This is a genomic window from Hamadaea tsunoensis DSM 44101 (assembly GCF_000428945.1).
Lineage (GTDB): Bacteria > Actinomycetota > Actinomycetes > Mycobacteriales > Micromonosporaceae > Hamadaea > Hamadaea tsunoensis.
In genome coordinates this window covers 303,147-328,134 of sequence record NZ_AUAX01000006.1, presented here as the reverse complement: position 1 = coordinate 328,134, position 24,988 = coordinate 303,147, and the positions used below count along the sequence as shown (strand labels likewise).

At 69.3% G+C, this 24,988-nt stretch carries 24 protein-coding genes and 1 tRNA gene; 18 read left to right on the top strand and 7 right to left on the bottom strand.

Features of this window, described 5'->3' with window-relative positions; genetic code table 11:
- Positions 1–12: 12 nt before the first annotated feature.
- The gene (locus tag G401_RS54690; RefSeq protein WP_245601707.1) at positions 13–627 is read right to left on the bottom strand and encodes a GNAT family N-acetyltransferase; all 615 of its coding nucleotides are present in this window, start codon (positions 625–627) and stop codon (positions 13–15) included.
- Positions 624–1,397, bottom strand: coding sequence for a GntR family transcriptional regulator (locus tag G401_RS0113900; RefSeq protein ID WP_027342980.1), 774 nt, complete (start codon positions 1,395–1,397; stop codon positions 624–626). The genes G401_RS54690 and G401_RS0113900 overlap by 4 nt, the downstream gene beginning before the upstream one ends.
- A 166-nt stretch (positions 1,398–1,563) precedes the next feature.
- Here G401_RS0113900 and G401_RS0113895 point away from each other — a divergent pair, with 166 nt between their 5' ends.
- The 6 genes from G401_RS0113895 to G401_RS0113870 all read left to right on the top strand — a co-directional run bounded on the left by G401_RS0113895 (position 1,564) and on the right by G401_RS0113870 (position 6,154).
- Positions 1,564–2,277 carry a hypothetical protein gene (locus G401_RS0113895; protein ID WP_157545686.1) on the top strand — a complete coding sequence of 238 codons (714 nt, stop codon included), beginning with the start codon at positions 1,564–1,566 and terminating at the stop codon, positions 2,275–2,277.
- A complete protein-coding gene (locus G401_RS0113890) occupies positions 2,274–2,648 on the top strand; it encodes a hypothetical protein (protein WP_027342978.1) in 375 nt (124 codons plus the stop codon). The genes G401_RS0113895 and G401_RS0113890 overlap by 4 nt, the downstream gene beginning before the upstream one ends.
- Entirely contained in the window at positions 2,645–2,902 is a 258-nt protein-coding gene (locus G401_RS45570; protein ID WP_157545684.1) for a hypothetical protein, read from the top strand. The genes G401_RS0113890 and G401_RS45570 overlap by 4 nt, the downstream gene beginning before the upstream one ends.
- Positions 2,903–3,054: 152 nt before the next feature.
- The gene (locus tag G401_RS0113880; protein ID WP_027342977.1) at positions 3,055–4,743 is read left to right on the top strand and encodes a replication initiator; all 1,689 of its coding nucleotides are present in this window, start codon (positions 3,055–3,057) and stop codon (positions 4,741–4,743) included.
- Positions 4,740–4,955 carry an excisionase family DNA-binding protein gene (locus tag G401_RS0113875; protein ID WP_027342976.1) on the top strand — a complete coding sequence of 72 codons (216 nt, stop codon included), beginning with the start codon at positions 4,740–4,742 and terminating at the stop codon, positions 4,953–4,955. The genes G401_RS0113880 and G401_RS0113875 overlap by 4 nt, the downstream gene beginning before the upstream one ends.
- Positions 4,952–6,154 carry a tyrosine-type recombinase/integrase gene (locus G401_RS0113870; RefSeq protein ID WP_051366652.1) on the top strand — a complete coding sequence of 401 codons (1,203 nt, stop codon included), beginning with the start codon at positions 4,952–4,954 and terminating at the stop codon, positions 6,152–6,154. Before G401_RS0113875 ends, G401_RS0113870 begins: the two co-directional genes overlap by 4 nt.
- Before the next feature lie 82 nt (positions 6,155–6,236).
- Here G401_RS0113870 and G401_RS0113865 read toward each other — a convergent pair.
- Positions 6,237–6,311 (bottom strand) — tRNA-Lys (locus G401_RS0113865).
- 217 nt (positions 6,312–6,528) lie between these two features.
- Entirely contained in the window at positions 6,529–8,976 is a 2,448-nt protein-coding gene (locus G401_RS52670) for a choice-of-anchor D domain-containing protein (RefSeq protein WP_051366613.1), read from the bottom strand.
- A gap of 193 nt (positions 8,977–9,169) precedes the next feature.
- On the opposite strand from G401_RS52670, the gene G401_RS0113855 reads away from it, so the two are divergent.
- The gene (locus G401_RS0113855) at positions 9,170–9,733 is read left to right on the top strand and encodes a hypothetical protein (protein ID WP_157545682.1); all 564 of its coding nucleotides are present in this window, start codon (positions 9,170–9,172) and stop codon (positions 9,731–9,733) included.
- Positions 9,734–9,790: 57 nt separating this feature from the next.
- On the opposite strand, the gene G401_RS0113850 is transcribed toward G401_RS0113855, so the two are convergent.
- Positions 9,791–11,890, bottom strand: coding sequence for a S9 family peptidase (locus G401_RS0113850; RefSeq protein ID WP_051366651.1), 2,100 nt, complete (start codon positions 11,888–11,890; stop codon positions 9,791–9,793).
- A gap of 162 nt (positions 11,891–12,052) precedes the next feature.
- Between G401_RS0113850 and G401_RS0113845 the strand changes: the two genes are divergently transcribed.
- The 10 genes from G401_RS0113845 to mqnP all read left to right on the top strand — a co-directional run bounded on the left by G401_RS0113845 (position 12,053) and on the right by mqnP (position 22,394).
- Positions 12,053–13,228 carry an FAD-binding oxidoreductase gene (locus G401_RS0113845; RefSeq protein ID WP_027342972.1) on the top strand — a complete coding sequence of 392 codons (1,176 nt, stop codon included), beginning with the start codon at positions 12,053–12,055 and terminating at the stop codon, positions 13,226–13,228.
- 141 nt (positions 13,229–13,369) lie between these two features.
- Positions 13,370–14,686 (top strand): glutamate-1-semialdehyde 2,1-aminomutase, encoded by a 1,317-nt coding sequence (gene hemL / locus G401_RS45560; RefSeq protein WP_034591535.1) that lies wholly within the window; start codon positions 13,370–13,372, stop codon positions 14,684–14,686.
- Positions 14,683–15,300: a histidine phosphatase family protein gene (locus G401_RS0113835; protein WP_027342971.1), complete on the top strand. Its 618-nt coding sequence runs from the start codon at positions 14,683–14,685 to the stop codon at positions 15,298–15,300. Before hemL ends, G401_RS0113835 begins: the two co-directional genes overlap by 4 nt.
- 1 nt (position 15,301) lies before the next feature.
- Entirely contained in the window at positions 15,302–15,838 is a 537-nt protein-coding gene (locus tag G401_RS0113830; RefSeq protein ID WP_027342970.1) for a TlpA family protein disulfide reductase, read from the top strand.
- On the top strand, positions 15,831–16,601 hold the full coding sequence (locus G401_RS0113825; protein WP_027342969.1) for a cytochrome c biogenesis CcdA family protein: 771 nt from the start codon (positions 15,831–15,833) through the stop codon (positions 16,599–16,601). Before G401_RS0113830 ends, G401_RS0113825 begins: the two co-directional genes overlap by 8 nt.
- Positions 16,598–18,127 carry a cytochrome c biogenesis protein ResB gene (gene resB / locus G401_RS45555; RefSeq protein WP_051366611.1) on the top strand — a complete coding sequence of 510 codons (1,530 nt, stop codon included), beginning with the start codon at positions 16,598–16,600 and terminating at the stop codon, positions 18,125–18,127. Before G401_RS0113825 ends, resB begins: the two co-directional genes overlap by 4 nt.
- The gene (gene ccsB / locus G401_RS0113815) at positions 18,108–19,082 is read left to right on the top strand and encodes a c-type cytochrome biogenesis protein CcsB (protein WP_027342968.1); all 975 of its coding nucleotides are present in this window, start codon (positions 18,108–18,110) and stop codon (positions 19,080–19,082) included. The genes resB and ccsB overlap by 20 nt, the downstream gene beginning before the upstream one ends.
- 73 nt (positions 19,083–19,155) lie before the next feature.
- On the top strand, positions 19,156–20,043 hold the full coding sequence (locus G401_RS0113810) for a hypothetical protein (protein ID WP_245601706.1): 888 nt from the start codon (positions 19,156–19,158) through the stop codon (positions 20,041–20,043).
- Between the two features lie 42 nt (positions 20,044–20,085).
- A complete protein-coding gene (locus G401_RS0113805) occupies positions 20,086–21,546 on the top strand; it encodes a menaquinone biosynthesis decarboxylase (protein ID WP_027342966.1) in 1,461 nt (486 codons plus the stop codon).
- Positions 21,547–21,566: 20 nt separating this feature from the next.
- On the top strand, positions 21,567–22,394 hold the full coding sequence (gene mqnP, locus G401_RS0113800; RefSeq protein ID WP_245601716.1) for a menaquinone biosynthesis prenyltransferase MqnP: 828 nt from the start codon (positions 21,567–21,569) through the stop codon (positions 22,392–22,394).
- A 31-nt stretch (positions 22,395–22,425) separates the two neighbouring features.
- Here the strand turns inward: mqnP and G401_RS0113795 are convergent, their stop codons facing one another.
- Positions 22,426–23,052: a UbiX family flavin prenyltransferase gene (locus G401_RS0113795; protein WP_027342964.1), complete on the bottom strand. Its 627-nt coding sequence runs from the start codon at positions 23,050–23,052 to the stop codon at positions 22,426–22,428.
- A gap of 54 nt (positions 23,053–23,106) precedes the next feature.
- Between G401_RS0113795 and G401_RS0113790 the strand changes: the two genes are divergently transcribed.
- On the top strand, positions 23,107–23,538 hold the full coding sequence (locus tag G401_RS0113790; RefSeq protein ID WP_034591531.1) for an SRPBCC family protein: 432 nt from the start codon (positions 23,107–23,109) through the stop codon (positions 23,536–23,538).
- Between the two features lie 34 nt (positions 23,539–23,572).
- Here G401_RS0113790 and G401_RS0113785 read toward each other — a convergent pair whose 3' ends face one another.
- Positions 23,573–24,886, bottom strand: a complete 1,314-nt coding sequence (locus G401_RS0113785; protein WP_157545681.1) for a hypothetical protein — start codon at positions 24,884–24,886, stop codon at positions 23,573–23,575.
- Positions 24,887–24,988 lie beyond the last annotated feature (102 nt).

Below are 24,988 nucleotides of genomic sequence, written 5' to 3'. Positions count from 1 at the left end.
CGCTCCTAGCCTCTACGGCATCCTCGAATTGTCGCGATATGCCGCTTGATCAGCTTCCATCGTCTGGCGTATGTGCAGCCATTCGCGATCGAGGATGCTGTAATAGATTGAATCGCGGACGTAACCATCACTTAGAATTCGATGATTGCGAAACACGCCTTCTCGTGTAGCGCCCATCCCGAGAATCGAATTTTGTGAGCGTATGTTACGGCTATCGGTCTTGAACGCCGCTCGAATGGCTCCCATCTCCTCGAACGCGTGCTTCAAGAGAAGATAGACGGCTTCCCTCGATGCGCCAGACCGCCAGTATCCAGGCGAAAGCCATGCCCACCCGACTTCGACACCTCGATGGACGTGCTGGATGTCGATGAGGCTGATACTTCCAATGGCCTTTTCGGTCTCACGATCAACAATCGCGAAAGGAAGCCGCGCGCCTCGACTGTGCTCTTCAATTGCGTCCTGAATGAAACGATCTATCTGGGGCCTCGTGCGGGGCGTTTCTTCGTCTAAATAGGTCCAGATTTGATCATCTGATGCTGCCTGAAGCAGGTCGCCCGCATGTGAAGCGTCGAGCGGTTCGAGGCGGAAAGCCTTGCCTTCTAGGGTCGGCAATGTCAGATTCATCATGCCTCCACCTCGTACAGAAGTACGTGTCGATCTCCGGGAAGGAGGACTACGTACACCTCGATAGGAAGATCATTCTGGTCGAACGAAGTGCGAAGGAGCCTGCCAAGCGGTATCCCGGGACCAAGATGAAGCTTGGCGACCTCGTCGACCGTCGGCATGCGCCACGTAATCTCATCCTCATACCTTGTTGGCGTGTGGCCCAGATCCTCAAGAACCTGGTCGGTGCCCTCGACGACATCCGCAGGATTCATGATCTTGCTGTCCTGGACGATGTCTATCGGGTAGTAGCTGTCGCCGAGCTGTAGCGGCTCGTTGTCGGCGTACATGACGCGTCGGCGGACCGCCACCGTCGTGCCCGCCGACATATTCAGATGACGAGCGATCTCGGCATCTGCCGGCACAACCTCAACGGTGCTGACCTGGCGAGCGGTCCTGCCTTGCCGCTCGATCTGCTGGGTGAAGGTGTCCCGTTGGCGCTCCGCTTCCAATCGCTGGGCTCTCGAACCGGTGAGTGAGGCGTAGTAGCGCGTGGGTGGCGCGGAGCGCACGAAAGTCCCGCGTCCTTGCTGAGAAACAATCAGCCCCTCATTCCGCAGAGCGTCAAGGGCGAGCCGGACGGTGTTTCGGCTGGTGTCGTACTGCGACGCGAGGTCGGCTTCGCTGGGGAAACGCGCCCCGGGTTGAAGGTCACCGCTGGTGATCCTGTCACGCAGCGCTGCTGCGAGCTGTTGGTAGAGCGGCCTGGAGTCGGCCGGGTTCAAGCTGGTCATCACGCATCCTTGAGTGGTGTTGTACCAGCAAGTCTAACAAGTCCTTGACGTCGATGGCTCAGCCTGCTAGACATAGAAGTTGTTGGTACAACACCAACAAGAAGGCCCCGGCGGGCTGGTATCCCGCCGAGGCCAGTGCATCTGATCCCTGTGAGAGGAAACGACGATGCCTGTTCAGAGTACGCGTAAGCCTGCCCGTCGCACTGTCGAGCGGTCGATCGGTCACCCGACGGTTGCGGTCCGGGTGTCCGGCGTCATCGTGGCTCCGCCCCGGTGGAACTTCGCGGGGTTCTGCATGTACTGCGGTGGCCGGTGGTGTCTGGCCGACAAGTGCGTCGGGAAGTACAACGAGTCGTACTGGATCACCTGCGATCAGTGTGAGGGCCGGTTCTCCGACGAGTTCGGGCAGTGCTTCTGCCTGGCGGGGGTGACCGAGGCGCACGCCGGTATCCCGGGTGCGGTCCGCGCGTTCGAGCCGCAGGCGGGTGACCTCGCCCCGGTCGTCGCCCTGCCGACCCGCCCCGAGCCGGTCGCCGTCCCGCTGGATCTGGCGTCGGTGTCGCATGACGAGTGGTGGGCGGCCCTGTACGCGTCGGACAGTTCGACGGACGAGTGGCTGTCCATGACCCCGCAGGCGCTGACCGACCTGGCCGTGCAGACCATCCACCGCCTCGGCCGCGACGTCATCGCCCACACCGCTACCGAAGTCCGGGCGGCGGTCTCGCAGGGCCAGTGGGGTGTGTGGGACTCGCTGATGCCGGTGTTCCCGCGACGGCACTACGCCGACAGCGACGCCGACACCATCGTCCGGCACATCGCCCGCACCTCGACCGCTTCGGGTCGGGCCTCGCTCGCGTGGGCTCAGGCGGTGGCCGCATGACCACCACCCCGACCCCGACCGTGGCTCCGATCGCAGACCTCGTCCACGCCCTGGAGGACGGCGACGACATGCCGGGCTGCATGCCCGACCTGTGGTGGGCGGCCCTGTACGCCTCCGACACCGACAACGCCGACTGGCCGACGATGACCCTCGACGAACTGATCGTCGTCGTCGCGCGGACCCTCGAACGGCATAGCCCGGAAGCCTTGGCGTACCTCGCCGCTGACGCCCGGGAGGCGTTCGCCGGTGGCCGCTGGTTCGGCCAGACCGGCCCCAACCCGGTCCGCGACCGCTGCCGGGAGGCCCTGGTCTACGGGCTGAGCATCTCCACGGCGGTCGCCCTGCGCCGCACCAAGGCGGTGCCCGCATGAACCGCCTGGTCATGACCAACCCCTGCACCTACCGGCAAGCGCGTCTCGCGCGTGGCTGGGATCTGGAGCACCTCGCGCTGCGGATGAAGTTCGTCGCGACCCTGCACGGGACGGTCGTGCCGCCGGTGACGCTGTTGGCGGTGTGGCTGTTCCTCTGGGAACACCAGCGCACCGAACTGCCCGCGTTCTACGACGATCTGCTGACCGCGACGTTCAAGCTCTACCGCCGACCCGCTCCTCGGGTGGTCGCGTGACTCTGACCGCGACCCTCACACCCCCGGCCGCCATCGTCACCCCGGCCGGGGGCACCACCTCACCCACCGACCCCACCCCGACCACGCCCGGCCAGCGTCAAGGAATCCTTGACACCACCGACGCGCCCCGGCCCGGATCACGAGCCGACCGGATGCGCCAGCCTCGGGCGCGTAAGGCGCTCCAGGACGTCGCCGAGCACTACGGCGTCTGCGTCCGGCCCCTCGCCCTGCGGCGGACCGACAAGGTCACCGGTCTTACCGAGATCGTGGATATCCCTTGCGGGGCGCGGCTTTCGTCGAAGTGCAAGCCGTGCGCGGAGAAGAACCGGAAACTGCGTCAGCGGCAGATCCGCGAAGGCTGGCACCTCACCGACGACCCCGAACCGCCCGTAGAGACCCCGACCGAGGAAGTGCGGGCGCTGCTGGAACTGCGGTGCGCGCTGGTGTTCGAGCGCCACGAGGCCGAGCGGATCTCGGACTGGAAGCAGGTCGCCGACCTCGACGCCGGAATCGTCGACCTCGACGAAGAACTCTCCACCCACCGAGTCCGGGGAAAGCTGCCCCGGCCGGCCGAGGAGAGCAAGCCGCGCAAGGCCCGCTCCACCCGCCGCCGCGAAGACGCCCCCGAACTACCGCGGCTGCCGGTGTCGACCCGCACGACCGGGAAGGTGTACACCGGCAAGGACGGCCGCACCTACCAGCCGTCCACCCTGCTCACGATCACCCTCGGGTCGTACGGGCCGGTGCACACCGGTGCCCGGACCCGACGCGGCCACACCATCCCGTGCTCGTGCGGGATCCTGCACGCCGACTGGGACGGGCTCCTGGGTACGCCGATCGACCCTGACTCCTACGACTACCGTCGGGCTGCCGCTGATGCGGTGTTCTTCGCGGCCGGGCTGGATCGGCTGTGGCAGAACCTGCGCCGGGCGGCCGGGTTTGCCGTCCAGTACGCCGGGGCGGTCGAGCTGCAACGGCGTCTGACCCCGCATGCGCACTTCGCCATGCGCGGCACCATCCCGCGTGCGTTGTTGAAGCAGGTCGCGGCGGCGACCTATCACCAGGTGTGGTGGCCGCAGTTCGACACCGCCGTCTACAGCCTGCGCAAGCCCCCCGTCTGGGACGGCGACACCAGCCGGTTCGTCGACCCCGTCACCCGCCAGCCGCTGACCAGCTGGACAGACGCTGTCGACGCGCTCGACGGCGAGGGTGCGGAACCGGCGTACGTGCTGCGGCTCGGGACCGTCGACGCCCGAGGCATCCAGCACGGAACCAAGGACGCCGAGAAGGCCATCCGCTACGTGACCAAGTACGTGACGAAGGACCTGACAGAGCAAGCCGCCCCGAGCTCAGAGCCGCAACGGGATCACTTCGACCGGCTGCACGCCGAGCTCGCCCTCATCCCGTGCTCGCCCAAGTGCGCGAACTGGCTGCTCTACGGCGTCGAACCCGAAGACCCGAAAGCCGGACTCGTCCCCGGACGCTGTTCCGGCAAGGTCCACCAACGCAAAACCCTCGGCTTCACCGGACGACGGGTCCTGATCTCCCGACGGTGGTCGGGCAAGACCCTCGCCGACCTCCGCGCCGACAACCGCGCCTGGGTCCGTGAAGTCCTGGCCGGCGCCCTAGCCGACGACGAACAACCCGACACGGCGGCAGGCCGCTACCTGTTCGAGATCGCCCGACCCACCGACCGCGACGTCGGCTCCCTCGAAAACCGGATCATGCGATCCATCTACCTCCGCCACACCTGGAAAGACCAACTTGAACAGGCACTACGACCACCCGAACCTGTTCCGGCAACCGAGATCAACACCACGACCTCAGGGGAGGAGAAGTGACCACGACCGTGTTCCGGCAGCGGTGGCACACCGTTGCGGAGGTGGCCGAGATGCTCGGCTACGGGCTCTCGAAGACCAAGATGCTCGTGGCGACTGGCCAACTGCGCTCGCTCAAGGATGGCCGCAACCGTCGCATCCTGCCGGAGTGGGTCGACGAGTACGTCGCCCGCAAGGCTCGGGAGGCAGCCGAACTCGCCGGGTGGGCCTCGTGACCAGTCGTCGGCACAACGGCGAAGGCTCGATCTTCCCGTACCGCAACGGTTACGCCGCCTACGTGTGGGTCACCAAGCCGGACGGCACGCGCGACCGGAAGTACGTCTACGGCAAGGACCGCGAGACCGTTCACGACAAGTGGTTGAAGCTGCACCAGCAGGCCAAGCAGGGACCGATTGCCACCACGGCGATGACGGTCGGCAAGTTCGTGGTGTACTGGCTGCGGGAGATCGTCGAGCCGAACTTGTCGCCGGGCACGTACGTGACCTACGAGGGTGCATGCCGGAACTACATCGTCCCGGGATTGGGCGGCAAGCGGCTCGATCGGCTGGCGAACACCGACGTGCAGACGTGGCTCAACCACACCCGGCGTACGTGCCAGTGCTGCGCGCAGGGCAAGGACGCCCGACGTCCGACCGTGAAGCAGCGGTGCTGTGCCCTCGGCAACTGCTGCCAGGACCTTCCATCGGACACGACGGTTCGGGGCCTGCGACGAATCATCCGGGCGATGATTACGTGTGCCATCGACGCGGGCTTGGTCTCGCAGAACGTGGCGAAGAAGACCCGGCTTCCGAAGGCGCGCCGGCCGAAGCGAACGACCTGGACGAGCGCTCAGGCTCGCCAGTTCCTCGAATACGTGCGGGTGGAGGACGAGCGTTTCTACGCCGCCTATGTGCTGCTGCTCGTCCTTGGCCTCCGCAAGGGGGAGATTCTGGGCCTGACCTGGGATCAGATCGACCTGGACTCGGGCGAGCTGGTTCCGAACTTCCAGGTCCAGCGGGTGGGCAAGCAGCTCCTGCGCCGCGAGGTGAAGACGGAGACCTCTGAGCAGCCGCTCCCGCTTCCGGGCATCTGCGTGGTGGCGCTGCGGCGCCACCGTGACGGGCTGGTCGCGGCAGGGAAGCCAGTGGAGCCTGATGATCTTCTGTTCACCACGGTAACGGGCATGCCGGTCGAGCCGCGCAACTTCAACCGGTACTGGGACCGGGCCGTGTGGGGTGCTGGCGTGGTACGGATCACGGTCCGCGCGGCTCGGGCCACGTGCGCGACGCTGCTCAAGGCGTTGAACGTCCATCCCCGGATCGCTCAACGGATCTTGAGACACGCTCAGGTCTCGATCACGATGGAGATCTACACGGACGTGATCGACGACGACACGCGCGATGCCCTCGGCAAGCTCGGTGACCTGCTCGAATGAGCGCAACTGCTGTACTTTGCTGCTGTACTGGCCGCTCGGGGCACCCTCGGGCGGCCTTTGCGGTGCCTGTGAGCTGCGGTATTGGTGGGCCGCCAGGGACTCGAACCCTGAACCTACGGATTAAAAGTCCGCAGCTCTGCCATTGAGCTAGCGGCCCATGCCTGGACAGGCTACCCGATCAGTGCCCCCGGGTCGCGACGGTATCGATCACGGCGAGCGCACCGGCCTGTCGTCGATGTGCCAGGTCACATGGTCTTGTGGTGATCGAACATGTCCATCATGCCGGGCCGAAGAACGCCAGACACTTCAGGCCCCGGCCGTGATGGCCAGGGCCTGAAGCATTCCCAGATGGGGACAGGGATACCAGTCGCCCGCTACGCGACCGGACGGATCACCGGAGCCGGCTGCTGCGGCAGCGGCACGGGCGCCGTGGCCGCCGTCTTACCCGGCGCGAGGAGACCCGGATTCAGCGCGTACCCGTAGTAGGCGAACGTGCCGACGACGTCGACGCAGATGTTGGTGGTGCCGTTGAGGTTGTAGACGTCGAAGGAGCCGCCGGAGACGAGCTCCGTGATCACCGCGTTGGGGACGATCGCTCCGGCGGTCGCGTTGACGCTGCTGACGCCGGGTCGGGCGTTGCCGTGCCGCCAGACCGTGAGGAAGGTGGGCTTGGTCGGTGCGATGGCCGTGACGTTCATGACGAGCCCGCGGGTCTTCGGCCCGGCGAGTGAGACCGGCGGTTTGATCGACACCGTCTGGCCTGCGCCGAGCGCGTGCGGGGTTCCCTGACCGATACGGCTGTCCGCGATGCGTACGGGGTTGACGGGATGGAAGCGGAAGCCGTCGCCGAACGAGCTGTCGTCGTAGAACCCGACGACGTCCACGATGACGTGGGCGGTGGCGCTGGTGTAAACCGCGATGGCGGGCTTGTCGTGCGCGGTGCCGGTGCAGACCTCGCAGACGGCCACCGGCACGATCGCGGCGTTCGAGACCGTGGCGCCGGCGGTGTAGTTCAACGTCGACGCGGTCGGCCGGGCGGCCGTCCCGTCCCACGTGGTGAAGAAGCCGCTCCGGTCGGGGCTCACGACGGTGACGTTGACCGCCAGAGACGTGACCTCCGCGTTGCCGACGTCGCCGAAGTCCACCGGGACGTGGATCGCCGCGCCGCCGGGCACCTTGCCGACCTTGGTACGCGTGTCGAGGGCCCGGAAGGGCGAGTCCATCGGCTGGTACCCACCGCCGATGTACACGGGCTTGCCGGCGACCGGTCCGTTGTAGAAGCCGACGAGATCGGCGATCAGGTCGGTCGTGCCCGTGTTGTTGTAGAGGTCGACCTGGCCGTCGCGGCCGAGGGCGACGGTGACGAGGTTGGCGCCGGTCCAGCCGGCGGTGAAGTTGAGCGACGAGACCGTCGGGCGGGCCGAACCGGTCGGGTAGAGCGACACGAAGCCGCTCGCGGTCGGGCCGGTCACCGTGACGTTGAGGACGACCGCCGACACGCCGGTCGACGGCACGCCGGCCGTGCCGGCGACCTGCAGGTGGACGACTCCGCCGGCCGCCACCCGAGCCTTCGGCGCGCCCAGCCCGGATCTGGTGTCCAGCAGGCGGATCGGGCCCATCTTCACGTACGTGCCGTCGGCGCTGACGTGTCCGGTGACGCGCAGGTCGACGGTGTGCGTACGCGTCGCGGAGTCGTCGGTCACCTCCAGCTGGCCGACGGCCGGGCCGTCCCCGATCGGGCGGGCCCTGACCGAGATCGAGCAGCTGCCGTTAGGCGCCACCGTCTTCAGGTGACAGGTGTCGGCGACGATCTCGAAGTAGTCCCGCCCGTTCGTGATGGCGGTGCCGGTGACGGTGACCGGTTCGACGCCGACGGCGCTGACGGTGAAGACCTGCGTGGCGTCCGTGTCGACTTCCAGCGTCCCGTAGTCATGGGCCGCGGGGTCGATCCGCACGTCGCGGGGGTCGACACCGTTCTGCTGCAGCTGGATGTCCCACTGGGCGGTCCCGTCGACCGAGACCTGCATGAGGGCGTTGTAGCCCCGAATCTCGGCCGGCTTCGGCGTGATGGTCACCGAGCACGATTGTCCATACGTGAGAGTGGCGCCGGAGCAGGTGTCCCCGGTGATCGTGAACGTCTTCTCCACGGTGGACTCGGTGAGCTGGACGTTGCCGAACACGGACGGCTGGCTGCCCTTGGCCGTATAGGTCACGGTCTTCGGCGTACCGGTGTAGCCGGCGAACTGGCGGCCGAAATCGAGCCATCCCGCCGGCCCGGTCTCGGCCGCGTACGCGACGGTCGACTCGGCCCGGATCTCACCGGTGAAGACGCCCAGGGCACCGCCGCAGGTCAGCGAGTACCGGGCGGCCAGCCCGGAGATCGTGCCGGACTGGTCGCGCAGCACCTGGAGCAGGTACAGCGAACCTTGTGTCGCATCGCAGGTGTAGCCGTCCTTGGTGATCTGGACCGTGGCTTCGACGGCACCCGGCACGGTCGACAGGTCGTATTCGCCGACCGCCCAGGACTGCCCGGTCGGTGGCGCGATCTCGATGCTGAGCGACCCCGCCGAACCCGCACCGCCGAAGGTGAAGCGGTCGCCGGCCGAGACGTCGCCGATCAGGTCGTCGGCAGCCTCGAGGACGAGGTTGCCCAGCATCTCCGGCCGACTGTTGCGGTCGAGCTGGGAACCGTTGTAGGTCAGGACGTTGTAGGGAGCGGCCGGCGCGGCCGCCGCCGCTGGGAGTGGTTGGACGAAGACCGTACCGGTGAGGGTGAGGGTCCCCGCCACGATGCCGCCGAGGGCACTTCGGACAGTGCGCACGTATCCCCCATGATGAGCGCGCGAATGATGCGAAACGTCCGCACGGTATCCACGCCGCGCAAGAGTGATCAAGGGCGTGACATCATCCGTTCGCACAGAGAATCGCGTACGCCCGCGTGTCGCGCCGGATTTGCGGCCGGCGGACCGTAGGGTGCGCAGCGCTTACCCCTCGAAGCACTTGGGAGAACACCCCATGAGTAACCGTTACGTCCCCCGGGTCAACGTGATCAGCAGACTCGGCGCCGGAGTGATCGGCGGTGTCGCCGGTGGGGTCGTGCTCGCACTGATCCTGCAGATCCTCGGCGAGCTGCACCTGTACGGCAAGCTGGTCAATCAGGACAAGTGGCAGAACTCGTGGGTGGTCGCGCTGTTCGTCTGCGGCTTCGCGGGCGCGGTGTTCGGCATCTTCCTCGGCCACTTCGTGAGCGGGCAGCTGATCCCGGCGGCCGGCGTGGGCCTCGTCTTCGGCACCGTCTGGTACGCGGCACTGCACCTGTTCATCCTGCAGATCCGCGGTGGCCGGCTGCTCGACATGGGCGACAACGGCCTGATGGTGCTCGGCGCGTACGTCGTCTTCGGGGTGGCCACGGCGATCATCTACTCCGAGTTCGGGCCGCGCCGCGAGTACCGGCGGTACCGGCGGCGGACCGGCGACTACGAGCTGGAGTACGTGCCGCGGTTCCGGCGGCGGGGCGGCGGCAGCACGCGCAGCCGGTCGCGCTCGCGCCGGCGCAGCCGCGAGTACGCCGACGACTGACCACAGCGGACGAAAGGCCCCGGTTCCTGCGAACCGGGGCCTTTGTTGTGAGGTCCGTCAGGAGACCAGCGTCAGCGTCCAGGCGAGCACGAACGCCTCTTCCTTCCAGGCGTCGTAGCGGCCCGACGGTCCGCCGTGTCCGGCGCCCATCTCCGTCTTCAGCAGGTACGCCCCGTCCGGTGCGACCACGCGCAGCCGGGCGATCCACTTCGCGGGTTCGTGGAACAGCACGCGGGTGTCGTTGAGCCCGCCCATGGCGAGAATCGCCGGGTAGCGTACGGGCTCGACGTTCTCGTAGGGCGAATAGCTCTTCATGTAGGCGTACACCTCAGGGGATTCGAGGGGGTTGCCCCACTCCTCCCATTCGGTCACGGTCAGCGGCAGTTCGGGGTCGAGGATCGTGTTGAGCGCGTCGACGAACGGCACCTGGGCCACGATCCCCGCGAACAGTTCCGGCCCGAGGTTCGCGGCCGCGCCGACCAGCAGGCCGCCGGCCGAGCCGCCGCGGGCGACCGTCCGGTCCGCACTCGTCCAGCCGGCCTGCTGCAGGTGGCGGGCACAGGCCAGGAAGTCGGTGAAGGTGTTCTTCTTGGCCAGCAGCTTGCCGTCCTCGTACCAGCGCCGGCCCATCTCGCCGCCGCCGCGGATGTGCGCCACCGCGTACACGACGCCTCTGTCCAGAAGCGAGAGTCGCGCGATGCTGAACCAGGGGTCCATGCTCGCCTCGTACGAGCCGTAGCCGTAGAGGACGCACGGCGCGGAGCCGTCGCGCGGCGTGCCCTTGCGGCAGACCACGGAGATCGGTACGCGTGTCCCGTCCTCGGCGACCGCCCACTCCCGGAACTGCTCGTAGTCGCCGGCGTCGAAGTCGCCGAGGACCGGCTTCTGCTTGCGCAGCACGAGTTCGCCCGAGTCGAGCAGGTAGTCGTAGACCGAGTCGGGCGTGACCATCGAGGCGTAGCCGAGGCGGATCATGCGGGTCGCGTACTCGGGGTTGCCGGCGAGGCCGACCGCGTAGATCGGCTCCGGGAACTCCACCGCGAACGGCGTCCCGTCCTTGGGCAGTACGCGCAGCCCCGTCAGCCCGTCCTCGCGCAGCGACACCACGAGGTGGGTGGCGAACGCATCGACGCCCTCCAGGCGTACGCCGGGGGTGTGCGGGATCAGCGGCGTCCACTCGGCCGGCCGGTCGACCGGGGCCGTGGCCAGCTCGAAGTCCTCCGCGCCCTCGTTGTGCAGGATCAGCAGCCGGTCGCCGTCGGGCTCGACCGAGTACTCGACGCCCTGCACGCGTTCGCGTACCAGGACCGGGGCCGCGGTCGGGTCGGCGGCCGGGATGAGGCGTACCTCGCTGGTGACCTTGCTGTTGGCCTCCAGGATCAGGTAGTCCTCGGACCGCGACAGGTCGACGCCGAGCCAGAAGCGCTCGTCGGGCTCCTCCAGCACGAGCACGTCGGCCGAGCGGTCGGTGCCGAGCGTGTGGCGCCAGATCTTCGACGGCCGCCAGGCCTCGTCGACCGTGAGGTAGTGCAGCGTCGACGCGTCGGCCGACCAGGAGCCGCCGTAGAACACGTCCTCGAGCACGTCCGGCAGGTCCGCCCCGGTACGCAGATCCTTGAACCGCAGCGTGAACCGCTCGTCACCGGTGAAATCGGTGGAGTACGCGAGCAGGTCACCGGACGGGCTGACCTCGAAGGCGCCGAGCTGGAAGAACTCGTGCCCCTCGGCCAACCGGTTGCCGTCGAGGAGCACGTGCTCGCCGGGCAGCGGCCCACCGTCGCCGAGCGGCGGCGTGATCCCGTCGCCGTCGCCGACCGGCACGCGGCACTGGATCGAGTACTGCCGGCCTTCCTCCTGGCGCGAGTAGTACCAGTACGCGCCGTGGCGTACGGGCACGGACAGGTCGGTCTCCAGGGTCCGGCTCTTGATCTCGCCGAAGACGGTCTCCCGCAGCTCCGCCTGGCCCGCCGTCACGGACTCGGTGTACGCGTTCTCCGCTTCCAGGTACGCGATGGTGTCGGGGTCGTCCTTGTCGATGAGCCAGGCATACTCGTCGATCACCTCGTCGCCGTGGTGTACCCGGTTCGCGGGCTTGCGTGGTGCCACAGGCGCCTGCGGATGCCCTGATGCGGGCCCGTCCGGTACGCCCTGAGCAATGGGTTGAGTAGGAGCGTCGGTCACGCGATGAGGTTACCTATCGCCCCACCTGTGTTGCGCCGTCTCCGGCCCGAGACTAGAATATCGAACGTCTGTACGAAGGCCCCGCGCTGGCGATCCGCCCGAGATCCCGGCCCCCGGCGAAGGCGAAGGCGGCTTCGAATGATCACCCTCCCGCGTACGCTCGCGGCCGTCCGTGCCCAGGAGAGCACCGTGCCCATCCGTGCCACCGCGGGCGACGGCCGGTGGTTCACCCGGCCGGCCGGTCTCCGGAGCGTCGCCGAGGTTCTGCGTAGCGCCGCCCTGGAGAACCGGTGCGTGCGACCGCGCGGCGCCGGGACCAAGTCGTCGTGGTTCACCGCACCGTCGACCGTGGACATCACGATGAGCACGGGCGGCCTGGACACCTGGCGCTACGAGCCCGGCGCCACCACCGTCACGGTCGGGGCCGGCGTACCGGTGCAGGTCGCCCAGGTCCGGCTGGCCGCGATGGGCGTCCGCCTGCCGTTCGACCCGCCGTCGCCGGGCGCCACCATCGGCGGCGTCCTCGCCACGAACGAGCGCGGCCCGCTGGCGCTGCACTACGGCGAACCCGTCGACCAGGTGCGCGGCGCCTGGGGCGTGCGCCGCGGCGGCCGCGTGGTCGCATTGGGCGAACCCGACCTGGCCTGCGCGCCGGCGTTCCCGGACTCCGCCGAGCACCACCCGGACCCGGCCGATCTGCGCTGGCTGTCCGGCGGCGCCCTGGTCGACGTGACGCTGCCGGTGCACCGGCTGCCGGCCGCGCGCCGCTGGGTCTCGCACGACGTCGCCTCCCCGCTGGAGATCTTCGATCTGCTCGCGGCGCTGGCGGACGAGGGCGTCTCGCCGGCCGCCGTCGAGCTCGATCTGCCGGCCCACTCGCCGGCCCGGTTCGGCCACCTCGGCCGGCTGACCGTGCTCATCGAAGGATCGGTGACGAGCGCGACCGATCGCGCGGGCACCCTCGCCGACGCGTTCGGGCACACCGCGGACGGATTCAGCGACGAGGCACCCGAGGGCTGGGGTCGCTACCCGTGGCGGCTGGGCGATCTCGGCCTGCGGATGGAAGGCGGCGGCGAGGCCCTCGCGTCCGCCGCGTACGCGATCCGGGACGCGGCGCACATCCCGCTCGCCGTCCGGGGCGGCATCGGCGCCGGCTTCTGTCACGTGGCCGTGCCGGGGAACCTGCCGGTCGACACGATGCGAGCCGTCATCGAGACCGCCGGCGACGTCCTCATGGCCCGGGGCGGGCATGTGACGGTGCTGACAGCTCCGGCCGCGCTGCACGGGCCGCTGTCGGCGTACCTCGCCTGCTGACGGACGCCCCGCCGTGCCGGCGATCGTCCGGGCACGGCACAAGAGCTGCGTGAACACCGTGTTCCGGGAAGACCCCGCGAAGCGAGCCGGATTCGGGGCCGGGGCGGTCCGCCCAGCGCGGAGTGCAAGAATAGGCCCGCTGTGATAGACGTACCGGCCTCTCAGGCCCTCTTCGACCGCGCCGCCGCCATCGTGCCGGGCGGCGTGAACTCCCCCGTACGCGCCTTCCGCGCCGTGGGCGGCACGCCCCGGTTCATGCGGGAGGGCCGCGGCCCCTGGCTGACCGATGTCGACGGCAACCGCTACGTCGACCTCGTCTGCTCGTGGGGACCGCTCATCCACGGTCACGCGCATCCTGAGGTGATCGCGGCCATCCAGTCCGCCGCCGTCAAGGGGACCAGCTTCGGCACCCCGACAGCGGGCGAGGTCGACCTGGCCGAGGAGATCGTCGCGCGTACCGCCGTGGAGCAGGTACGCCTGGTCAACTCCGGTACCGAGGCGACCATGTCGGCGATCCGGCTGGCCCGCGGCTTCACCGGGCGCACCAAGATCGTCAAGTTCGCCGGCTGCTATCACGGGCACGTCGACGCGCTGCTGGCCGCGGCCGGCTCGGGCGTCGCCACGCTGGCCAGTGCCCAGCAGGGTGACGACGCGGCCGTGCCCGATTCGCCCGGCGTGACCGGTGCGTCGGCGGCCGAGACGATCGTGCTGCCCTACAACGACCTCGACGCCGTACGCGCCGCGTTCGCCGCCCACCCGGGCGAGATCGCCGCGATCATCACCGAGGCCGCGGCCGGGAACATGGGCGTGGTCGCACCGCTGCCCGGGTTCAACGCGGGCCTGGCCGAGGTCGCGCACGCCGACGGCGCCCTGCTGATCATGGACGAGGTCATGACCGGCTTCCGCGTCTCACGTGGCGGCTGGCAGGGCGTCGATCCGGTGGACGCCGACCTGTGGACGTTCGGCAAGGTCATGGGCGGTGGACTGCCCGCGGCGGCGTTCGGCGGCCGCCGGGAGATCATGTCCCGGCTGTCCCCGTCCGGCCCCGTCTACCAGGCCGGTACGCTCTCGGGCAATCCGCTGGCCTGCGCGGCCGGTCTCGCCAGCCTGCGCCTCGCGACCGACGAGACCTACGCGACGCTCGACGCGACCGCCCGGCACATCCGCGAGCGGGCGGGCGAGGAGTTGGCGAAGGCCGGCGTACCGCACCGGGTGGCGACGGCTGGCAGCATGTTCTCAGTCTTCTTCACCGACAATCCTGTCGTGAACTACGACCAGGCCCGTGGGCAGGACGTCGAGGCGTTCAAGGCGTTCTTCCACGCCATGCTCGACAACGGCGTCTACCTGCCGCCGAGCGCGTTCGAGGCGTGGTTCGTCTCGACCGCGATCGACGACGAGGCGATGGAGATCATCGAGCGGGCCCTCCCCCGGGCCGCGGCGGCAGCGGCAGCCAGATGACGCTGACCGTCGTCCACCTGCTGCGCCACGGAGAGGTGCACAACCCGACCAAGATCCTTTATGGCCGCCTGCCCGGGTTCCGCCTGTCCACCCTCGGCGAGCGGATGGCCGAGACGGTCGCGAAGTCGCTGGCCGGCCGGGACATCACCTACCTGGTCTCCAGCCCGCTCGAACGGGCGGTCCAGACCGCCACGCCGAGCGCGGCCGAGTTCGGCCTGCCGATCGCCGTCGACGAGCGGCTCATCGAGAGCGCGAACTGGTTCGAGGGCCGGTCGGTCAAGCTGAGCGACCCGCGCGCCTGGCCGCGCGTACTCAATCCGTTCCGGCCGAGCTGGGGCGAGCCCTACCGGGAGATCGCCGCGCGGATGGAGCTGGCGCTGCACGCGGCCCGCGACGCCGCGCGCGGGCACGAGGCACTCTGCGTCTCGCACCAGCTGCCGATCTGGACCCTGCGGCTCGCGCTGTCCGGGCAGCGACTGTGGGGCGATCCGCGCAAGCGCCAGTGCAACCTGGCCAGCCTCACCTCCTTCCGTTTCGAGGACGACGCCCTCATCGGCATCGACTACACCGAGCCCGCGGCCCACCTCGGCCCGGGCGTCGGGCTGGGAGCCTGAGATGAGCATCACCCGCCGGTCCGCGCTGCTCGGCCTGCTCGGTTCGGTCACCCTGGCCGCCTGTTCCTCACCTTCCGCGAGTACGCCGACCGGCGTGATCGGTGCCGGCGACCGGAAGAAGGCACCGGACGTGCGGGGCGACCTCCTCGGCGGCGGGACCTATGACCTGAGCGGCCGCGCCGGCAAGGTCGTCGTGATCAATTTCTGGGCCAGCTGGTGCTCGCCCTGCCGCGCCGAGGCCGCCGATCTGGAGCGGGTATACCAGGCCACGAAGGCGTCGGGCGTCGAGTTCGTCGGGATCAACATCCGGGACGAGAAGGACAAGGCGCTCGCGTTCCACGAGGGCCGGGCGGCGTACCCGAGCATCTTCGACCCGTCCGGGAAGATCTCGCTCGGCTTCACCGACGTCCCCCCGTCGGCGATCCCGTCGACGCTGATCATCGACCGGCAGGGCCGGATCGCCTCGATCACCCGCCGGGACATCCGCGCCGACACCTTCCAGCCGCTCGTCGAGCAGGTGGCGGCCGAGAATGGGTGACTCCTTCGCCGCCACCGTCACCGGCGGCCCGCTCGTCTTCGCCCTGGCCGTCGCGGCGCTCGCCGGTCTGATCAGCTTCCTGTCGCCGTGCGTACTGCCGTTGGTGCCGGGCTATCTGTCCTATGTCACCGGCCTGGTCGGGGCCGATCTGTCGGCCGCCCTCGGCGAACGCGAGGGACCGCGCCGCCGCGGCCGGGTCCTCGCCGGGACCGCCCTGTTCACGGCTGGTTTCGCCGTGGTGTTCATCACGACGACGGTGCTGGCCGCCAGCCTCGGACGCAGCCTGCTCGTCCACGCCCGCGCGCTGGAGATGGTGATCGGCGGGCTGATCATCCTGTTCGGCCTGGCCATGCTCGGCTGGGTGCCGGGCCTGCAACGCGAGGTACGCCTGCACCGCCTGCCCGCGGCCGGCCTGTGGGGCGCGCCCGTCTTCGGCGCGGTCTTCGCGTTGAGCTGGATCCCGTGCATCGGCCCCACGCTCGGGGCGGTCATCGGCCTGGCCACGGTTTCCGGCCAGCCCACCCGCGCGGCGGCCCTCGCGGTCGCGTACTGCCTGGGGATCGGGGCGCCGTTCCTGGCCCTGGGCCTGGGCATGCGGCGCCTCGCCGGGGTGGTCGCCGTCATCCGGCGCAACTCCCGCTGGGTCACCGTCGTCGGCGGGATCCTGCTCCTCCTCGTCGGCGTCGCCCTGCTGACCGGCGTCTGGGGGGACTTCGTCACCTGGCTGCGGGCGACCGTCGGCCCCGGATCGGTGAGCGTATGAAACCCCTCCTGACCTTCGCCTCCGTCAAGCTGCGCAACGGCTGGCGGCAGCTGACGAGCATGCGTACGGCGCTGGTGCTGCTGTTCCTGCTGGCCCTGGCCGCGATCCCCGGATCGGTCTTCCCCCAGCAGAACATCAAGCCCGAGGCGGTCACCCGGTACCTCACCGACCACCCGAAGCTCGGCCCGGTCGTCGCCCGGCTCTACGGCTTCGAGGTGTTCTCCTCGCCGTGGTTCGCCGCGATCTACCTGCTGCTGTTCACCTCGCTGGTCGGCTGCATCCTGCCGCGGTCACGCGACCACGCGCGGGCGCTGCTGCGGCGCGTACCCGATGCTCCGAAGCGGTTGGAACGACTGCCCGCACATCACCGGGGCCGCACCACGCTCGGTGCCGCGGAGGTGACCGCGCGGCTGCGCGGCTGGCGGACGGTGACCCGCGAGCAGGCCGACGGCAGCGTGACCGTCGCGGCGGAGCGCGGGTTCCTCAAGGAGTCCGGCAACCTGGTGTTCCACACCTCGCTGATCGTGGTGCTGATCGGTGTGGCGCTGGGCTCGATGGGCGGCTGGCACGCGAACCGCATCCTCGTGCAGGGCGAGGAGCAGGCGTTCTGCGACACGGTGCAGCAGTTCGACGACTACTCGCTGGGGACCGCGGTGGGCGCGGGCGACCTGCCGCCCTTCTGCCTGGAGCTGACCGGCTTCGACTCGAAGTACCTGGAGACCGGCGAGCCGTCCGCCTTCGCGGGCTACCTCTCGGTCACCGGCTCGGAGACCCGGACCGGCAGCTTCTCGGTGAACCACCCGTTGCGGCTCAAGGACGCCAACGTCTACCTGCTCGGCCACGGGTACGCGCCGATCCTGCGCTACACCAACGCCCAGGGCAAGCAGCAGACGACGGTGGCGCCGTTCCTGCCGACCGACAACTCGACGCTGACCAGCGAGGGTGTCGCGACCTTCCCGGACGCCAACGGCGACCGGAAGAAGCAGGTGGCGTTCTCGGGCCTGTACATCCCGACCGCGCCGGAGACCGGCATGATCGCCCAGTCGATCTTCCCGGCCGAGCGCAACCCGCGGCTGATGCTCACCTTCTACCGCGGCGATCTGGGCATCGACGAGGGCACACCGAGCTCGGTGTACAAGCTGAACCAGGTGAACATCGCCCGCGGCGACCTCAAGCAGGTCGGCGAGGGCAAGGTGCTCAAGGTCGGCGACAGCTGGACCCTCGACGACGGCTCCAAGCTGGAATTCCTCGGTACGCGCCCCTGGGTGGCCCTGTCCCTGCGGCACGATCCGGGCGAGCCGGTGGTGCTCGGCGGCGTCGCGTTCGTCCTCATCGGACTGATGTTGTCGCTGGCCGGGAAGCGCCGCCGGGTGTGGGTGCGTCTGACCCCCGACGGCACGGGGAGTAGCTTGCTGGAAGCGGGCGGGCTCGCGCGATCCGACTACCCCGGATTCGACGACGAGTTCCGTGCCCTGATGGACCGGATAGGAGACTCGGACCGTGAGCCTGTCGACGCTCTCCGATAATCTGCTCTACATCGCGATCCTGGCGTACCTGGGCGCGATGATGCTGCACACGGCGGACTACGCGCTGATGCGCCGGCGTCCGGCCGTGGCCGCGCCCGCCGAGGCGAAGGTCCTCGTCGGCGCGGGCGGCCCCGAGGTCGCCGTGAACCCGATCGAGGACGTTCAGGCCCCGCCGGCGGCGCCGGAGCGGCGCGACTGGGCGCCGCTCTTCGGCAAGCTCGCGGTCTGGATGACCGGGCTGGCCGTGCTCCTGCACTTCACGACGACGGCGACCCGCGGCCTCGCGGCGCACCGCATGCCGTGGGGCAACATGTACGAGTTCGTGCTGTCGGTGACTCTCGTCGGCGGCGCGGCCTGGCTCGTGGTGGCGATCCGCAAGCCGCAGGTACGCCGGCTCGGCATCGTCCTCACGCTGGTGGAGATGCTGCTGCTCGGCTTCGCCGGACTGGTCCTGTACACGCAGGTCAACCCGCTGGTGCCGGCGCTGCAGTCGTACTGGTTCGTCATCCACGTGACCTCGGTCGTCCTCGCCTCCGGCCTCTTCCTGGTCGGCTTCGTCCCGTCGGCCGCGTTCCTGATCCGCGACGGTTACGACGCCGGCAAGCGGCGCTTCCCGTACTCGCTGGGTGGCCGGCTGCCGGCCGCCGACGCGATGGAGCGGCTGGCCTTCGGCATCCAGGCGTTCGCCTTCCCGATCTGGACCTTCGGCGTGGCCGCCGGCGCGGTCTGGGCCGAGGCGGCGTGGGGCCGCTACTGGGGCTGGGACCCGAAGGAGACCTGGGCGTTCATCTCCTGGGTCGTCTACGCCGGCTACCTGCACGCCCGCAGTACGCCGAGCATGAACCGCCGCCTGGTCGCCTGGATCGCGATCATCGGCTGGCTGACGATGCTGATGAACCTGTTCGGCGTGAACTTCTTCTTCACCGGTCTGCACAGCTACGCCGGCGTGCAGTAGCTCTCACCCACTCGCGCGCGTTGCACCGCCCCCTCGGCCGTCACCCCAGGTCGCGGGGGCAGTTACGCGCAGTGTGAAGCTGCTCGCCCTGCCTCGCCTGGCCCTCGCCGCCGTCCTGCTCCTGCCGACCGGCTGGACCCTGTTCTCCGGCGACCCGGCGGTCGCGCTGCCGCTGTGCAGGGCCGCCGCGCAGGCACCAACCCACGCTCCGACGAGTGCGCCGGACCTGTCCGGCCACGACGTCTGCCGGGCCCGGCCCACCAGCATCCAGCCCGTACGCCAGGCGCGCCCGATGCCGAAGTCGCTCGCGCCGGCCGACACCTCCGGGCACTACCAGCATCTCGGGGCCACGACGATGTCCGGCTGGGCCGGGGTGATGGGCCGGATCTCGGTCGCCGACCCCGGCGTACGCAAGGACACGCTCGACTTCACCGCGGCCCGGTTCATGGCACGGCAAGAGACCGCCGACGGCGACACCGCCTGGCTGGAGGCCGGCTGGGCGGAGACGGGCTGGGCGGGCGGCGGCCGGCAGCGGATCTACACCTACGACACCAACCGCAACGCCTGGACGTTCTTCGACGACTACGCGATCAAGCCCGGCGACCGGATCTGGATCTACCTGCAGGCGGAGTCGGCCACCGAGCAAGGTGACACGACCTGGCTGGCCTGGCTCTGGTGGGGCGACCAGTGGCACCTGCTGGCCAGCCAGAACCTGCCGATCTCGGCGGCCGCCACGATCGAGCAGTACGTCGAGATCTACTCGGCCAGCAACGCGCCCAAGTCGTACACCGTGCCGCCGGTCAGCTTCGACAACGTGCAGCTTCTCCCGACGCCCGGCGCCCCCACGCAGTTCTGGCGGGAGGACGACGTGACCTCCACGGCGAACCAGGGCAGCGCCCCCTACTGCGTCACCTGGCTGACCCGATTCGACACGTGGAACGCCGGGGACTGCATCTCGTAGGCCCTCAGCAGGCAGTGCCCCGGGCCGTGGCAGGATGGCGCCATGGCCCGACCGCGGTTTCCCTTCACCGACCTGCGCGAGTTCCTGACCGCCCTGGAGTCCGACGGTGAGCTGAAGCGCGTACGCGTCCCGGTGGATCCGACGCTGGAGATCAGCGAGATCGTCACCCGCACCGTACGCGACCAGGGCCCGGCGCTGCTGTTCGAGCGGCCGACCCGGGGCGAGATGCCGCTGGCCATCAACATCTTCGGCACCGACCGGCGGATGGCGACCGCCCTGGGCGTGAAGGACTTCGACGAGATCGGGGCCCGGATCGGCGACCTCATCAAGCCGGACCTGCCGATGGGCTTCTCCGGCATGATGGACGGCCTGGGCAAGGTCATGCAGCTGAAGAGCCTCCCGCCCAAGAAGGTACGCACGGCGCCCTGCCAGGAGATCGTCCTCAAAGGCCCGGACGTCGACCTGAACAAGCTCCCGGGCCTGGTCACCTGGCCCGACGACGGTGGGATCTTCCACAACTACGGCCTGACCCACACCAAGCACCCGGAGACCGGCAAGCGCAACCTCGGCCTGTACCGGCTGCAGCAGCACTCCCGCAACACGCTCGGCATGCACTGGCAGATCCACAAGGACTCGACCGCCCACCACGCCGTGGCCGAGCGGCTCGGCCGGCGGCTGCCGGTGGCGATCGCCTTCGGCTGCGACCCGGTCGTCTCCTACAGCGCGACCGCCCCGCTGCCCGGCGACATCGACGAGTACCTGTTCGCCGGTTTCCTGCGCGGCGAGCGGGTCGAGATGGTCGACTGCCTCACCGTCCCGCTGCAGGTTCCGGCGCGCGCGCAGGTGGTGCTGGAGGGCTACGTCGAGCCCGGCGAGCGGCACCCGGAGGGCCCGTTCGGCGACCACACCGGCTTCTACACCCCGGTCGAGCCGTTCCCGGTCCTGCACGTCGAGGCCATGACGATGCAGCGCGATCCGATCTACCACTCGATCATCACGAGCAAGCCGCCGCAGGAGGACGGGCCGATCGGCCGGGCCACCGAGCGGATCTTCCTGCCGCTCATCAAGCTGCTCGTGCCGGACATCGTGGACATGCACATGCCCGAGCCGGGCGTCTTCCACAACTGCCTGGTCGTCTCCATCCGCAAGCGCTACCCCAAGCACGCGCAGAAGGTGATGAGCGCGGTCTGGGGCGCCCACCTGCTGTCGCTCACCAAGCTGATCGTCATCGTCGACGACGACTGCGACCCGCGGGACCTCAACGAGGTCGCGTTCCGCGCGTTCGGCAACGTCGACTACGCCCACGACCTGGTCGTCACCTCCGGCCCGGTCGACCATCTGGATCACGCGTCGTACCAGCAGTTCTGGGGTGGCAAGGCGGGCGTCGACGCCACCCGCAAACTCCCGAGCGAGGGTTACCACCGCGGCTGGCCGGATGCGACCGTGATGTCCCCCGAGATCGTCGCCAAGGTCACCAAGCGCTGGAAGGAGTACGGGCTGTGAAGGCATTCCTGCGACTCGTCATGATCGAGCACTCCGTCTTCGCGCTGCCGTTCGCGTACCTGTCGGCGTTGACGGCCATGCAGCGCTTCGACCAGTTCAGCTGGGTCACGCTGCTGTTGATCACGATCGCCATGGTCGGTGCGCGTACCTTCGCGATGGCCGCCAACCGGATCATCGACCGCAAGATCGACGCGCGGAATCCGCGTACGGCCCAGCGGGAACTGGTCACCGGCAAGGTCAGCGTCCGCACCGCCTGGACCGGCGCCATCGTCGCGCTCGTCGTCTTCCTCGGCAGCGCGGCGCTGCTCAACCCGCTCTGCCTCATCCTGTCGCCGCTCGCCGTGATCCCGCTGGTCATCTACCCGTACGCCAAGCGGTTCACCAACTGGCCGCACGCGTTCCTCGCCCTCGCCCAGGCGGTCGGCCCGATCGGCGGCTGGCTCGCCGTCACCGGCACCTTCCACGGCAGCGGTCCGGCCTGGCTGCTCGGCGCGGCCGTCGGCCTCTGGATCGGCGGCTTCGACCTCATCTACGCCTGCCAGGACGCCGAAGTCGACCGGCAGATCGGCGTACGCAGCGTGCCGGCCCGCTACGGCATCCCGTTCGCCCTGCGGGTCTCCACGCTGACCCACCTGGTGACGTTCGGACTGTTCGTCCTCTTCGGGATCTGGATCGGCTTCGGCTGGCCGTGGTGGGTCGGTCTCGCGCTGACGGCGGGGGCGTTCGCGTACCAGCACGTCATCGTCACGCCCACGGACCTGTCCCGGGTGAATCGGGCCTTCTTCACCAGCAACGGTTTTGTCGGAATCGCCCTGTTCGCGTTCGCCGTGATCGCGCTCGCGATCTAGATCCGCGGCGATCTTGCTGGCCGGGGTGGGATCAGGGGCGCTTGAGTCCGGTCCCCGACCAGCGGGTGAAGAGATCGTGGTCGATCTCGCAGGCGTCCAGGATCTTGCCGGCGACGAAGTCGACGAGCTGCTGGGCGGTCGCTTGGGCGCCGCCGCTGTAGAAGCCGGGGGACGCGGGCAGGACCACCGCGCCGGAGTCCACAAGCGACACGAGATGCAGCAGATGCGAGCGGGAGACCGGCGTCTCGCGGGGGACGACGACGACCCGGCGGCGTTCCTTGAGGTTCACCTCGGCGGCCCGCTGGAGCAGGTCTTTGGAGAGGCCGAGCGCGATACCCGCACAGGCGGCGGTCGAGGCGGGGACGACGATCATCCCGGCGGCCGGGTACGAACCGCTGCTGGGGCCGGCCGCGAAGTCACCGGCGGGCCAGAAGCGTACGCGGTCAGCGTCGACGGAACGGCCCAGCCAGCTCTCAAGGTCGGTGTGCCAATGTGCGTCGCGGAACGGTACGCCGGTTTCATCGATGATTGTCAACCGAGCAGCCCGTGACACAACCAGGTCGACAGGATGATCGGCGTCGAGAAGGGCCCGCAGAACGGCCGCGGCGTACGGCGTACCCGACGCTCCGGAGACGCCCACGATCCACGGCCTGCGCATACGCTCAGCCTATCGGTCGTTGACCTTGACCGGTCCGCGCCCTAGGGTCGCGCCATGGCGACCATTCGCATCCATGTTGATGTCGACCGGCCGGTGGAGAACGTCTTCGCGTACGTCGCCGACATCCGCAACGACGTCCACTGGTGGCGAGGGGTCATCTCGGCCGAACGGCTCACCGGGGACGGCGGTCCCGGCACGGAGTACGCGCAGGACACACGACTGTTCGGCGTACGCTTCCCGGCTCGGATGGTGGTGCTGGAGGTCGAGCCGCCCCGGCGTTTCCTGTACCGGTCGACGGATTCGCTGACCCCGTTCACGGCCGAGTACACGTTCACGCCGCTGACGGCCGGGCGTACGCGGTTCACGATGACTGCCGAGCTGGCGGCGACGGGTCCGTTCCGGTGGTTCGGTCCGGTGTTCCTGCCCCTGCTGCGGATCGTGGCCAGGCGCTACTTCGGCAGCCTCCGAACCGCGGTTCCGGCCTGACGACCCGCCACCGACACCGGCCGGCGATACACCGTCAGATCGCGTATTCGCCGATCGCCTCGGTGTAGCGGTGGGCGTACATCCGCTCGTGGAACCGGACGAACCGCTCGACGACCGTCGAGATCCGGCGGTCACCCAGCCGCTCGTCCAGCCAGCCCAGGCCGCTCGCCAACCGTCCACTGTGCTGGGTGTACAGGACGGCGAAGTACGCGAGGCTCTCGCCGAGCGCCCGGAGCGCACCGGCCGCGTCCCCGGCCCGGCGGGCGTTCCAGAGGGCGATGTTGAACTCGTCGTTGACGATGTCCTTCTCCAGCCGGGTCAGCGACACCTCGGTCACGGCCGCCTCGACCAGCAGCGCGAACGCATCCGCCACGGTGGTACGCCCGGTGTCGGCGGCCTGCCGGGCCAACCGGTGCAGCAGGGCGTCCTGCTGGGCGGTCGCCATCCGGAGCAGCCGCGTACCGACGTCGTTCTGCAGGCGTACGAGCAGGGCGGCGTCGAACAGGACGTCGGTGAGGGTTCCGTCGGCCAGCACCCCGGCCAGGTCCGTACCGGTCGTCGCGTCGGCCAGCACGCCGATCCCGTACGCGAGTGTCGGCATCACCAGGATCGAGTGGGCGCCGAGGGTGGCCAGTTCCATGCGGGAGAGGCTGGCCGCCCGCAGGCTGCGGTCGACGGCCCGGTAGCGGCTGCTCAGGCCGTCGCGCAGCAGCGGACCGACCGGTCGGGATGCCATGGCCTCGGCGATGTCGCGACAGGTCTCGACGTTGGTGACGAGCGCGCCCCACAGCCCGAATTCGATCTCGCCGGAGGTGATCCCGGCGCCGTGGCGCGCGTACTCCTCGGCGATGCCGGCGTATTTCGCGGAGGCGAGGCTCTGGTCGAAGGCGGAGACGCGCTCGGCGGCGGCCCGCGGCGCGCCGCTGAGCAGGAGCAGCGCGGGTGTCGCGCGGCCGGGGGCGAGTGCGCCGATCATGGCCCGGTTGAGCGCTGTGACGAGTTCGAGCCGCTCACGGCCGGTCTCGGCCAGGCGGGGCGAGCCGAGGCCCATGGCAACGTTGTCGGAGATCGTCTCGAAGAACTGGTACGCGTTCATCAGCGCGAGGTATCGCTCGACATCCGCCCAGTCGTCGTGCTCGACGAGGCCGGACAGGAGCGTGACGTTCATGGTGACGAGCTGAGTCAGCCCGGTGACCTGGAGATAGTCCTGCCGGCGCGGATTGGCCGGCGAGAACGCCCACAAGGTGAAGTCCCGGTACGCCCCGGCGGGCAGGTATCGCCGCACGGCCGTCGTGATGGCCTCGCAAGTGGCTTCCTGCAGTTGCGCGGCGCGGGGATTAACGGGCATCTCGCGACAATCACCGTCCCATCTCACCGCGTCGTGGACTCGTCCAGTCCCTGGCGGTGGGGGTCGCGCCCTCCCGGCTCCGGCCGGGTCGCCGGAGCAGGC

Bases quoted from the DNA above. Each gene is read 5' to 3' on its own strand.
- G401_RS54690 (WP_245601707.1), bottom strand. From the start codon at position 627: ATGATGAATCTGACATTGCCGACCCTAGAAGGCAAGGCTTTCCGCCTC.
- G401_RS0113900 (WP_027342980.1), bottom strand. From the start codon at position 1,397: ATGACCAGCTTGAACCCGGCCGACTCCAGGCCGCTCTACCAACAGCTC.
- G401_RS0113895 (WP_157545686.1), top strand. From the start codon at position 1,564: ATGCCTGTTCAGAGTACGCGTAAGCCTGCCCGTCGCACTGTCGAGCGG.
- G401_RS0113890 (WP_027342978.1), top strand. From the start codon at position 2,274: ATGACCACCACCCCGACCCCGACCGTGGCTCCGATCGCAGACCTCGTC.
- G401_RS45570 (WP_157545684.1), top strand. From the start codon at position 2,645: ATGAACCGCCTGGTCATGACCAACCCCTGCACCTACCGGCAAGCGCGT.
- G401_RS0113880 (WP_027342977.1), top strand. From the start codon at position 3,055: ATGCGCCAGCCTCGGGCGCGTAAGGCGCTCCAGGACGTCGCCGAGCAC.
- G401_RS0113855 (WP_157545682.1), top strand. From the start codon at position 9,170: ATGAGTAACCGTTACGTCCCCCGGGTCAACGTGATCAGCAGACTCGGC.
- G401_RS0113845 (WP_027342972.1), top strand. From the start codon at position 12,053: ATGATCACCCTCCCGCGTACGCTCGCGGCCGTCCGTGCCCAGGAGAGC.
- G401_RS0113835 (WP_027342971.1), top strand. From the start codon at position 14,683: ATGACGCTGACCGTCGTCCACCTGCTGCGCCACGGAGAGGTGCACAAC.
- G401_RS0113830 (WP_027342970.1), top strand. From the start codon at position 15,302: ATGAGCATCACCCGCCGGTCCGCGCTGCTCGGCCTGCTCGGTTCGGTC.
- G401_RS0113825 (WP_027342969.1), top strand. From the start codon at position 15,831: ATGGGTGACTCCTTCGCCGCCACCGTCACCGGCGGCCCGCTCGTCTTC.
- resB (WP_051366611.1), top strand. From the start codon at position 16,598: ATGAAACCCCTCCTGACCTTCGCCTCCGTCAAGCTGCGCAACGGCTGG.
- G401_RS0113805 (WP_027342966.1), top strand. From the start codon at position 20,086: ATGGCCCGACCGCGGTTTCCCTTCACCGACCTGCGCGAGTTCCTGACC.
- mqnP (WP_245601716.1), top strand. From the start codon at position 21,567: ATGATCGAGCACTCCGTCTTCGCGCTGCCGTTCGCGTACCTGTCGGCG.
- G401_RS0113795 (WP_027342964.1), bottom strand. From the start codon at position 23,052: ATGCGCAGGCCGTGGATCGTGGGCGTCTCCGGAGCGTCGGGTACGCCG.
- G401_RS0113790 (WP_034591531.1), top strand. From the start codon at position 23,107: ATGGCGACCATTCGCATCCATGTTGATGTCGACCGGCCGGTGGAGAAC.
- G401_RS0113785 (WP_157545681.1), bottom strand. From the start codon at position 24,886: ATGCCCGTTAATCCCCGCGCCGCGCAACTGCAGGAAGCCACTTGCGAG.